11 protein-coding genes are annotated in these 11,089 nt (G+C 69.1%); 7 read left to right on the plus strand and 4 right to left on the minus strand.

Annotated features, from left to right (window positions below):
• Positions 1–22: 22 nt before the first annotated feature.
• Together ACTH43_RS11850 and ACTH43_RS11855 are read right to left on the minus strand one after the other, a co-directional pair.
• Positions 23–571: an antirestriction protein ArdA gene (locus tag ACTH43_RS11850; RefSeq protein WP_441445099.1), complete on the minus strand. Its 549-nt coding sequence runs from the start codon at positions 569–571 to the stop codon at positions 23–25.
• A gap of 354 nt (positions 572–925) precedes the next feature.
• The gene (locus tag ACTH43_RS11855) at positions 926–2,431 is read right to left on the minus strand and encodes a recombinase family protein (RefSeq protein WP_441445100.1); all 1,506 of its coding nucleotides are present in this window, start codon (positions 2,429–2,431) and stop codon (positions 926–928) included.
• Positions 2,432–2,459: 28 nt separating this feature from the next.
• Here ACTH43_RS11855 and ACTH43_RS11860 point away from each other — a divergent pair, with 28 nt between their 5' ends.
• The 6 genes from ACTH43_RS11860 to ACTH43_RS11885 all read left to right on the plus strand — a co-directional run bounded on the left by ACTH43_RS11860 (position 2,460) and on the right by ACTH43_RS11885 (position 8,097).
• Positions 2,460–3,455: a cation:dicarboxylate symporter family transporter gene (locus ACTH43_RS11860; RefSeq protein ID WP_441445101.1), complete on the plus strand. Its 996-nt coding sequence runs from the start codon at positions 2,460–2,462 to the stop codon at positions 3,453–3,455.
• Between the two features lie 117 nt (positions 3,456–3,572).
• A complete protein-coding gene (locus ACTH43_RS11865; protein ID WP_441445102.1) occupies positions 3,573–3,968 on the plus strand; it encodes an ArsR/SmtB family transcription factor in 396 nt (131 codons plus the stop codon).
• On the plus strand, positions 3,965–4,873 hold the full coding sequence (locus tag ACTH43_RS11870; RefSeq protein WP_441445103.1) for a cation diffusion facilitator family transporter: 909 nt from the start codon (positions 3,965–3,967) through the stop codon (positions 4,871–4,873). The genes ACTH43_RS11865 and ACTH43_RS11870 overlap by 4 nt, the downstream gene beginning before the upstream one ends.
• Before the next feature lie 53 nt (positions 4,874–4,926).
• On the plus strand, positions 4,927–5,733 hold the full coding sequence (locus ACTH43_RS11875) for an SDR family oxidoreductase (protein ID WP_441445104.1): 807 nt from the start codon (positions 4,927–4,929) through the stop codon (positions 5,731–5,733).
• A complete protein-coding gene (locus tag ACTH43_RS11880; protein ID WP_441445105.1) occupies positions 5,733–7,664 on the plus strand; it encodes an ABC transporter ATP-binding protein in 1,932 nt (643 codons plus the stop codon). Before ACTH43_RS11875 ends, ACTH43_RS11880 begins: the two co-directional genes overlap by 1 nt.
• Before the next feature lie 208 nt (positions 7,665–7,872).
• Positions 7,873–8,097, plus strand: coding sequence for a hypothetical protein (locus ACTH43_RS11885; RefSeq protein WP_441445106.1), 225 nt, complete (start codon positions 7,873–7,875; stop codon positions 8,095–8,097).
• A gap of 69 nt (positions 8,098–8,166) precedes the next feature.
• On the opposite strand, the gene ACTH43_RS11890 is transcribed toward ACTH43_RS11885, so the two are convergent.
• The gene (locus ACTH43_RS11890) at positions 8,167–8,439 is read right to left on the minus strand and encodes a 2Fe-2S iron-sulfur cluster-binding protein (RefSeq protein ID WP_441445107.1); all 273 of its coding nucleotides are present in this window, start codon (positions 8,437–8,439) and stop codon (positions 8,167–8,169) included.
• A gap of 156 nt (positions 8,440–8,595) precedes the next feature.
• A complete protein-coding gene (locus ACTH43_RS11895) occupies positions 8,596–8,853 on the minus strand; it encodes a hypothetical protein (RefSeq protein WP_441445108.1) in 258 nt (85 codons plus the stop codon).
• Between the two features lie 483 nt (positions 8,854–9,336).
• On the opposite strand from ACTH43_RS11895, the gene ACTH43_RS11900 reads away from it, so the two are divergent.
• Positions 9,337–11,089: class I tRNA ligase family protein (locus tag ACTH43_RS11900; protein WP_441445109.1), on the plus strand; the 1,753-nt coding region annotated here is incomplete at its 3' end.

Below are 11,089 nucleotides of genomic sequence, written 5' to 3' on the forward strand. Positions count from 1 at the left end.
ATCCGGGCGAGCGAGCTTCCCCTCACATGTTGCGGAAGACGTAGACGCCTCCGTCCGTCCTCGCCGTGGTGAAGTCCATCGCGAGGTCTCGGGTCCAGGCGGTCCAGTCGAAGTACCGCGCGACCTCTTCCGGGGCACCGTCCAACAGGCCAATGTCCTCGGCGAGGTTCTCGGCGTACTCGCGGAAGCTGTCCCAACAGCCCGCGTACCTCTCCTCGAAGTCGCTCACCGAGGGTATGTCGCCCAGCCCCTCGATGATGTAGTCGCCAGACTCCACCCAGGCGCCCAGCGCCGCACGGGCGTGCTCCGGGACGGCGAGGATTGCTTGCGCCCATTCCGAGGCATCGTAGGGACTCATCTCGCCGCGGGCGGGGATGTTCTCGTGGTCCATCACCCACAGCTCCTCGCAGCCCGCCCGCACGCGGCCAGCACCGCCGTGCACATCGGCGAGGGTGACCTCGTCCGCGCCCGCGGCGTCGAACCACTCGCCTATGAGGCGTCCGTCGTTGTAGCAGTGCATGCACCCGATCCAGGCCCGGGGCGTCGTATCGGTGGTGAGAGCAGTGCTCATGTCGGGTCTCCTCCGTGTTCGGGGAGAGCGGTAGGCGCGACCGGCAGTCGTGCTCAGGGAATCGACGCGCTTACGCAGCGCCGACCGCTCTCAGGAGACCTCTCGGCCGCGCTCTGCGCGGCGTTCACGGGTGGTCCTCGGCGGCGTCAGTGCCTGTGGATAGGCTGAGGTGTATGGGCGTAGACGACGGTGCAGGGGACGAGCGATACCGCACTTGCGCCGACTACGGTCGCGACTGCGAGCCCGAGCCGTTCGACGCTGGACACGGCCAAGGGGTCAGGATCGCGTTCTCATGCCCCGAGCACGGCGTGCACAGCGTCATAGACCCGTTCGAGGACCTGCGGTAGCACGACGCTACTCGCGGCCCTTCCAGCCGATCTCTACGGTGTCGGCGGCTGCGTCGAATGTGGTGATCCGTCGTCCCGGGCCCACGGGGTGGATGATGACGGTCATGAGCGCTTCCACCACGGAGCGGCGACGGGCGAGTGTCCTCTCCTCGTCGTGCCACCATGCACGGGCATCCTTGATGCCAACCAGTTCGGCGAGCGGATCGGTGGCGACGGCACGGGCAATCTCAGCGTCCACGGTCCGCAGCTGGTCAGCGAGATCGTCCAGCGCTTCCTCCGCGTCCGCTTCGGTCGCCCGGCCGGAGGCGAGCTGCTTGAGGACGCTCTTGCGCCTCCCTCCTAGGGCGATGCGCCGGGAGTGGAGCACGCGGATGTCCACGACATCCGGCTTCGGGGCCAGCAGGTCGAGCGTGTCGGGCTTGGACAGGCGCGTGATGCACACCTCCGAGACGAAGTCGTCGATGATCTCGCCTCGGCGCATGATGTGCCCGTTCACGCATCGGTAGGTGTGATAGCGCTGACTGGGAGCCGAGCCGGACCCGTCCTTCCGAGGGGTCGGGTGGGTCGCGCCTCGCGCTGAGCGGACCGGCTGGCGGCACACGGCGCAGATCGCTAGACCGGACAGCAGCCACTTCCGGGCCGTTCCCTGGTGGTTGGGCTTGACCCCGACGAGCTTGTCGCGAGCGGCGACCAGGTGGTCGCGCTCGATGAGCGCCTCCCACGCGCCGGACGTGCAAGTGGAGAGGTCGATGATGGCCAGGTCGTGCGGCTGGCTTCCCTGCGACGGCGGAAGGAGTGCCGAGTACAAGGGGTTCATGAGGATGCGGCGGACCGTCGAGGTGTGCCAGCGCGCACCCTTGCGGGTCTTCCGGCCAGCAGAGTTCAGGTCGCGGGCGATCTGGCCGAGCGGAGCACCGGAAAGGAACTCCTTGAAGATCACCCTCACGTCCTGGGCCTCGTCCTCGGCGATCTCGTAGCGGGTGCCCTTTGCGTCTCGGTTGGCAGCGGGGACCCAGCGGTAGCCGTGGGGGGCCTTACCGGGCGAGGGGTGCCCCATCGCCCGGCGCTCGCGCGCGTAGCGCGCAGCACGCTCGGCCTTGACCTTGACCTCGCGTTCCGCGAGCAGCACGAGCTGCTTCAGCATGAAGTCGTCGACGTCAGTGTCGACGCCTTCGCGGATCGTCACGACCCGGATGTCGCGGCGAGGTGGCCGGACATCGAGGACATCGGGGAGGCTCCGCGTCAGCCGGTCGCTCGCCGTGACCAGCAGGACGTCGAACTCGTCTGCGTCGAAAGCATCGAGCATCTTGGCCCAGTCGGTCTTTGGGCCCCGAACCTTGCTTCCGCTCACGTCGTTGTCCTGGTATTCGAGGACGACCCGCCACCCTCGGCGACCGACTTCGGCGCGGCCGTCGGCGAGCTGCTGCCCGATGCCCTGGTCCTCCTCCTCCGACTGCCTCGCGTACAGAGCGACTCTAGGAGGGTTGTAGGGCGCGGCCGTAGTGTTGGACATGGATCAAGTATGTCCTACAGCATCCACAGTGGCGACCGCCGGGATCGCCTACCTCTCCTCCATCCTGTGCGGGCTGTTCGCGCTGGCGCTCTCCCTGTTCCTGCTGCCGCGGATGCTGGGCGGGGCGCGCATCGACTCCCTCGAGAACCCCGAGGACTCCGCGATCGCGGCCTTCTTCGAGATCGAGATCCCGCCGGTGTTCGGCGTGATGACCGCGCTGGTCCTCTCGTTCTGCCTCGGCATCGGGCTCACGCTCGTGAAGAAGGGTGCGCTGCAGGAGTCCTTCGTGCAGCTGCGCACGATCGTGGTGCGCATCATCGAGGCGATCATCATCCCGCTGCTGCCGCTCTACATCTTCGGCATGTTCCTGGGGCTGACCATGAACGGCCAGATCTGGACCGTGATCGGCACTTTCCTCACCGTGATCCTGCTGGTCTTCGGGATGACCGTGGTGGTGCTGCTCGCGCAGTACGCCGCGGCCGGCTGGGCGATGGGCCGCAATCCCCTGAAGATGCTGTGGACGATGCTGCCCGCCTACATGACGGCGCTCGGCACCAGCTCCTCGGCCGCGACCATCCCGGTGACCACCGAGTGCACCAAGCGCAACGGCATCCCCGACGCGATCGCCGACTTCGTGATCCCGCTGTGCGCCACGATCCACCTCGCCGGCTCGACGCTGAAGATCACCACCTTCGCCGTCGCGATCATGATCGTCACCGGCATGCCGCTGAACATCGGCGCCCTGGTGGGCTTCGTGTTCATGCTGGGCGTGGTGATGATCGCGGCGCCGGGCGTGCCCGGTGGCGCGATCATGGCCGCCGCCGGTGTGCTCGCCTCGTTCCTCGGCTTCGGTGAGGCTGCCGTGGGCCTCATGATCGCCGCGTACATCGCGATCGACTCCTTCGGCACCGCCACGAACGTCACCGGGGACGGCGCGATCGCGGCGCTCATGACCAGGTTCTCCAAGGGACGCATCAGCGGCGACATGACCGCGCAGCACCATCCGCAGGTGCACGGCGTCTGAGCTGTCGTGTGAGCTCGGCCGTCGTGAAAGCGGGCCCGTCAGCACCCTGCGAGGTGCGGGCGGGCCCGCTTCTGTTCGTCAGCCGCTCGCACCTGAAGCATCTGCCATACTGAACATATGAGCAATCGTTCAGATGTTGAGGTGCGGTCCGCCGAGATCGCCGACCTCGCCGACGTCTTCTCCCTGCTGGGGGATCCCAGCCGCCTGCGCCTGCTGTTCGCGCTGCGCGGGGGCGAGGTGAGCGTGGGGGAGCTGTCGACCCTCACCGGGCAGTCGGATTCCGCGGTCTCGCATGCGCTGCAGCTGCTGCGCGCCCACCGCATCGTCCGCGTGCGTCGGGAGGGGCGGCGCGCCTTCTACCGTCTGGACGACCCGCACGTGCGGATGCTGCTCGAGGTCGCCCTCACCCACACCGAGCACAGCGAGCTCCAGCATCCCGAGAGGAGCACCGTGGACGCGCCGCAGGAGCGTGCGGGCTCGCCCCACGAGCCGGTCGAGCAGGCAGTCTCATGAGCCATTCCCACGGGGGCGGCGCCACCGGCCACGCCGGGGCCGCGCACCGCTGGCGGCTGATCGTCGCGGTGGTGCTGATCGGCGGGTTCTTCGTCGTCGAGCTGGCGGCCGGGCTGCTCTCGGGCTCCCTCGCGCTGCTCTCGGACGCCGGGCACATGGCTGCGGACGTGGTCACCCTGTCCGCGGCGCTCGCCGCGACGGTGTTCGCTGCGCGTCCCTCTCGTGATGGCCGGCGCACCTTCGGCAACTACCGCCTTGAGACCTTCGCCGCCCTGCTGGCGGTCCTGATCATGCTGGTCGTCGCCGCCCTCGTGACGATCAGCGGGATCAGCCGGCTGGGTGCCGAGGTCCACGTCGACACCACGCCGATGCTGATCGTCGGCGGGCTCGGCCTGGTCGTGAACCTGGTGGTGCTGCTGATGCTGCACGGCGGGGCGAAGGAGAGCCTCAACGTCAAGGGTGCCTATCTCGAGGTCCTGGCCGACACCCTCGGCTCGGTCGGGGTGATCGTCGCAGCGGTGCTGATCCGTCTGACCGGAGCGAGCCTCATCGACACGATCGTCGCGCTCGCGATCGGGGCGTTCATCGCGGTGCGTGCCGTGCTGCTGGCCCGCGAGGTGCTCACCGTGCTGGGCCAGGCCGCACCCGCAGACATCGACCCCCAGCAGGTGGAGGACGATCTGCGGGCCCTCGACGGGGTCGCCGATGTCCACGACCTGCACCTGTGGACCCTCACCTCCGGGATGGAGGTCGCCACCGTCCATCTGGTGACCGCGCCCGGAGCTGATCCGCACCCGGTCCTCGACGCCGCCCAGGAGCTGCTCAGCACCACGCACGGCATCGCCCACGCGACCGTCCAGACCGAGCCGACCGACCACCACGGCTGCCTCGAGATCGGCTGGTGACCTGCAGGCCGGACCGCCGGATGAGAGCGTCGGGCTCCGCGTACGCTGGGGCCATGACCTCTACGACCTCCATGAATGCTGCGAAAACTGCTGGCAACGACCCCACCCGTCTGACCGCCGTCGTCACCGGCGCCTCCTCCGGCATCGGCCGCGCCACCGCCGTGCGCCTGGTGGCCGAGGGCTGGCGCGTGCTCGCTGTCGCGCGCCGCGAGGACCGGCTGCGCGAGCTCGCCGAGCAGACCGGCTGCGAGGTGCTCGCCGTCGACATCACCTCCGATGACTCCGTCCAGCGCCTGGTCGAAAGGGCCGCCGAGCTGTTCGGCGGCTCCCTGAACGCCGTGGTGCATGTGGCCGGCGGCGCCCTCGGCGTCGAGACCGCCGCCGAGGCGGACCTCGAGAAGTGGCAGCGCATGTACGACATCAACGTGCTGGGCACGGTGCGGGTCACCCGCGCCCTGCTGCCGGCACTGCGGGAGAGCGGCCGTGGAGACCTGCTGTTCGTCACCTCGGTGGCCGGTCACGAGGCCTACCCCGGCGGTTCCGGCTACAACGCCGCCAAGGCCGGGGAGCACATGCTCGCCAACGCCCTGCGCCTCGAGCTGAACGGGGAGAGGATCCGCGTCATCGAGATCGCCCCCGGAATGGTCCGCACCGAGGAGTTCTCCCTCACCCGCCTCGGCGACCAGGACGCGGCCGACGCCGTCTACGACGGAGTCGAGCAGCCGCTGACCGCGGAGGACTGCGCGGACGTCATCTCCTATGCGCTCAATGCCCCGCATCACGTGAACCTCGATCTGGTGACCGTCCGTCCCCTCGCGCAGGCGGCCGCCCACCGCGTCGCCCGCCACCAGGGAGTCTGATGGTCCACGGCGGGATGGGCGGCCCCGGCGGAGGGATGGGCGGCGGGGGCGGCCGGATGCGCGACGACCTCAAGCTCGCCCCCGGCCAGCGCCCCGACCTGCGACGGGTGCTGTCCCTGTTCCGCCCGTATCGCGGGATCCTCACGGGGGTGCTGGCACTGATCGTGATCGGTGCCGCCGTCGGGGTGGTCTCCCCGTTCCTGATCCGCGAGATCGTGGATGTCGCCCTGCCTGAGCAGCGCGCCGACGTGCTGGCATGGTCCGTCGGCGGGCTGATCGCGGTGACGGTGATCTCGAGCGCGCTCGGCGTCACCCAGTCGATGCTCTCCACCCGGGTGGGCCAGTCCGTGATGCACGACCTGCGGGTCTCTGTCTTCTCCCACCTGCAGCGGATGGGGCTGGGATTCTTCACCCGCACCCGCACCGGAGAGATCCAGTCGCGGATCTTCTCCGACATCGGCTCCATGCAGGCCGTGGTCACCTCCGTGATGACCCAGATCGTCTCCTCCGGGGCGGGGGTGGCGATGGCGCTGGTGGCGATGTTCGCCCTGGACTGGCGGCTGACCCTTTTCTCCCTCATCGCATTGCCCTTCGCGGTGTGGATGAACCGCCGGGTGGGCCGCCGCAGACGAGCGATCGTGAAGACCCGCCAGGAGAAGGCGGCGGACCTCTCCGCCGGGATCCAGGAGTCCCTGTCCGTCTCCGGCATCCTGCTGGGGGTCACCATGGGGCGCACGCAGTCGCTCAGCCAGGCCTTTGCCACCGACTCGCGGGAGCTCGCGGACCTCGAGGTCCGCTCCGAGATGGCCGGCCGCTGGCACATGGCCGTCTTCACGACCCTGATGGCGCTGTTCCCGGCCCTGACCTACCTGCTCGGCGGCCACCTGCTCTTCGGCGACCCCGAGGGCCAGGGCGTCACCATCGGCACTCTGGTCGCCTTCATCGCCCTGCAATCCGGCCTGTTCCCCCAGATCAACGGGCTGCTGCGCGTCGCGACCCAGGTCAACAGCTCCCTGGCGCTGTTCGCGAGGGTGTTCGAGTACCTCGACGCTCCGATCCTCATCAGCGACGCGCCGGAGGCCCTGGCGCTGGACCCGGTAACCGTGCGCGGAGAGATCCGCTTCGAGGACGTCACCTTCACCTATCCGGGCGCGGAGGCGCCGGCGCTGCACGGCATCGACCTGGTGGTTCCGGCCGGGAAGCACACCGCGCTGGTGGGGGCCACCGGCTCGGGCAAGACCAGCACCGGTTACCTGATGGCGCGGCTCTATGAGCCCAGCTCCGGCCGGATCACCCTGGATGGTCACGACCTGCGGGTGATCACCATGGATTCGCTCGCGGCGAGCATCGGTGTGGTCACCCAGGAGACCTATCTGCTGCACGCCTCGATCGCCGACAACCTGCGCTTCGCCCGGCCGGAGGCGAGCGATGAGGAGCTGCGGAAGGCCTGCCGGATCGCGCAGATCCACGACCACATCGAGTCTCTGCCGCAGGGCTACGACACCGTGGTGGGGGAGCGCGGTTACCGGTTCTCCGGCGGGGAGAAGCAGCGTCTGGCGCTTGCGCGCACGATCCTGCGGGACCCGCCGGTACTGCTGCTCGACGAGGCGACCTCCGCGCTGGACGTCGCCACCGAGCGTGCGATGTCCGGTGCGCTCGACGCCGCCGCCCGTGGCCGCACCACCGTCTCGATCGCCCACCGGCTCTCCACCATCCGCCACGCCGATCAGATCATCGTGATGCAGCACGGCCGCATCCTCGAGCGCGGCACCTACGAGGAGCTGGTGACGCGAGGCGGGATCTTCGCGCAGCTCGCGATCCAGGACGCCCGACGGGACAGCGCCGCGCCCGGACCAGGGGACGGCGAGGCTTTGCAGCCGTGGGCGGCGAGTGACGATGCCGAGGACCCGGCCCCGCCGCTGCGGAGCTGAGCCGGTCCGCGGCCAGCTGAGCCGGTCCACGGCCAGCTGAGCCGGTCTACGACCCGATGTGCCGGTCTACGACCAAAGGGGGAGGGACATCTCCACCCTGCGCAGGATGTGGGAGACCTGCCGCCCGGGGGAGGATCTCTCCATGGAGAGGCGCCGCACCCCCACCGGACGGCGGCCTCTCGAGCATCCGAGCAGAGAGGTCCCCCTGATGACGACGACGCATCTCGGCCATGTCGAGCAGGCACGATCCGGGGCCAAGCCCGCCATGGGCAGGCCGCTGCTGTTCGCTCTGCTGCTCGCCGTCGCCGCTGCCGGAATGCTGCTCCTGCTGGTCACCGGCCCCAGCATCGCGCTGCCGTTCGCGGTCGGTGCCGCGACGGCGCTGATGATGCTGGTGGGCGTGGCCTGGGTCGTGGCTGGTCCCCGGCTCTGACGCACTCCGATCACGGAGATCCCGATCCGATCAGCGAGATCCCGGTCAGAGGGATCCTGAGGGACGTCCTCAGATGTCGATCTCGATCTCGCCCTCGCCGCGGGATACGCAGGTGATCATCTGGTCCGCGTGCTCGTCGTCCATCAGGAACTCGTCCAGGTGCTCGACCTCGCCGGAGACCAGCGGCACCACGCAGGTGCCGCACACGCCGCCCTCGCACGAGTAGTCCATCGGGATGTCAGCGTCAAGCAGCGCCTGGAGGAGGGATTGACCCTCGCCGATCTCGAGCGTGACGCCCGACTTCAGGCACTTGGCGGTGAAGGGCTCTCCGAACAGCGACATCCTCGCTCCTTCTGCGTCGACCACCCCGTGACGCGGGGCGGGATCGTGGAGCTCTCAGTCTTCCATGACCTCGCCTCCTCCACGAGGTGAGTCTTGCCTCCTCACCCAGCGCCTCGCCCAGCGCGTTGCAGAGCCCAGAGGGACATCAGCGGCAGCTCACCTGAGGGAGCCGTCGTCCGCGTCGGCCGTTTCACGAAGGTTCCCGGGACTCGCCGTCATCGGCGCGGGAGCGACAGACACAGGAGCCGAGATCGCGGCCCGCACGCTCGGCGTGCCCGGGACGGAAGGTGTCAGCGCGAGCGCCGACGGACCGAAGCTGAGCACGAGCAGGGCCGCCGCGCCGAGTGCCGAGGCGCTCGCCGTGGCCCGGCTGCGCCGTGGGCCGGCATCCTGGGCACCGGTGTCCTCATCCATGCGACCTCCTCGATGGGGGAGCGGCAGGTCGAGCCGCTGCCTGTATTCGACGTCCCGCGGCTGGGCAGGTGCTGTGCATCTCACCCGGATCTGCTGGGACGCGAATGGGATGCGCAAGGAGGGGACACGTAAGGAAGGGACGAGGGAGGGGGAGCCGGGCTGTTCCGCGCGTCTCTTCCCCGCCCGGCCGCGTGACCGTCCTCGGGCCGCCGCGTACACTGACCGCCATCGGCATCGACCCGGCCATCACCGGCGAGCCGCGGGAAGAACCGCCCATTGTCCGTTCGCGGGCACGGGCCTAGTAGAACCCGCCGGGACCAGCCCGTCACAGCTGAGGAACAAGGGGAGGCCCCTGGATCGCCACCGGCGATGCAGCGGACGTCAACCGAGGTGGTACCGCGCCACCGGCCCTGCGCCGGGAAGCGTCCTCGGACTGCGTGTTGTCCCAGCTCTCACCCTTGTTCTGCCTCGGAGGTCCGTCCCATGGTCTACCCGGTCAGCGGAGACCCGCTCGTCCCCTCACCGAACCTGCCCTCGCTCGAGAACGCCATCCAGGAGTTCTGGCGGCAGGACGACACCTTCCGTGCTTCGATCGCCCGGCGCGAGGGTGCCGAGGAGTTCGTCTTCTACGACGGTCCTCCCTTCGCCAACGGCCTGCCGCACTACGGCCACCTGCTCACCGGCTTCGTCAAGGACGTCATCCCCCGCTTCCGCACCATGTGCGGGAACAAGGTGGACCGCCGCTTCGGCTGGGACACCCACGGCCTGCCCGCCGAGCTCGAGGCGATGCGGGAGCTCGGGATGACCGAGAAGTCCGAGATCGAGGAGATGGGCGTCCAGGAGTTCAACAACGCCGCCCGCGCCTCGGTGCTGAAGTACACCAAGGAGTGGGAGGACTACGTCACCCGCCAGGCCCGCTGGGTCGACTTCGAGAACGACTACAAGACCCTCGACGTCACCTTCATGGAGTCGGTGCTGTGGGCGTTCAAGACCCTGTACGACAAGGGGCGGGCGTATGAGGGCTACTACGTGCTGCCTTACTGCTGGAAGGACCAGACCCCGCTGTCCGCGCACGAGCTGCGCATGGATGACGACGTCTACCAGGAGCGCCAGGATCAGACCGTGACGGTCACCTTCCCGTTCTCCGGGGAGAAGGCCGAGCAGCTCGGCCTGGACAGCGTGAAGGCACTGGCCTGGACCACCACCCCCTGGACCCTGCCCACCAACTTCTCCCTCGCCGTCGGTCCCGAGCTCCAGTACTCGGTGGTCCCCGCCGGTCCGCTCGGCGCCGCCGACGGCACCGCCGCAGGTGCAGGCCGCTACCTCATGGCCACCGCGCTGCTCGGCTCCTACACCAAGGAGCTCGGCTACGAGAGCGCCGAGGAGGCGCTCGCCGCCTGCGAGGAGCGCGTGTACGCCGGCTCCGAGCTCGAGCACGTCGCCTACCAGCCGCTGTGGACCGTCTATTCGGAGGACCGGGCGAAGTGGGGCACCGAGAACGCGTGGATCGTCACCGTCGCGGACTACGTCTCCACCGATGACGGCACCGGCGTGGTCCACCAGGCCACCGCCTACGGTGAGATCGACCAGCAGGTCAACGCCGAGTACGGCATCCCCGTGATCGTCTCGGTGGACGAGGGCGCCCAGTTCCTGGACTATTTCGCCGGCACGGAGCTGGACGAGATCGCCGGGGTGCAGGTGTTCGAGGCGAACCGCCCGATCATCCGCAATCTCCAGCAGGCCGGGCGACTCATGCGCGAGGCCAGCTACGTGCACTCCTACCCGCACTGCTGGCGCTGCCGGACTCCCCTGATCTACAAGGCCGTCTCCTCCTGGTACGTGAAGGTCGCCGACCAGCGCGAGCGCATGCTCGAGCTGAACGAGCAGATCGACTGGGTGCCCGGCAACGTCAAGCACGGCCAGTTCGGCCGCTGGCTCGAGGGCGCCCGAGACTGGGCGATCTCCCGCAACCGCTACTGGGGCACCCCGCTGCCGATCTGGAAGAGCGACGATCCGAACCATCCCCGGATCGACGTGTATGGGTCCCTCGCCGAGATCGAGGAGGCCTTCGGCACCCTGCCGCGCAACGAGCTCGGCGAGGTGGACCTGCACCGTCCGTACATCGACGAGCTCACGCGCCCGAACCCCGACGACCCCACCGGGCAGTCCACCATGCGCCGCGTCGAGGAGATCTTCGACGTCTGGTTCGACTCCGGCTCGATGCCGTTCGCGCAGA

Origin of the sequence: Brachybacterium sp., assembly GCF_052095815.1 — a bacterium.
Taxonomy (GTDB): domain Bacteria; phylum Actinomycetota; class Actinomycetes; order Actinomycetales; family Dermabacteraceae; genus Brachybacterium.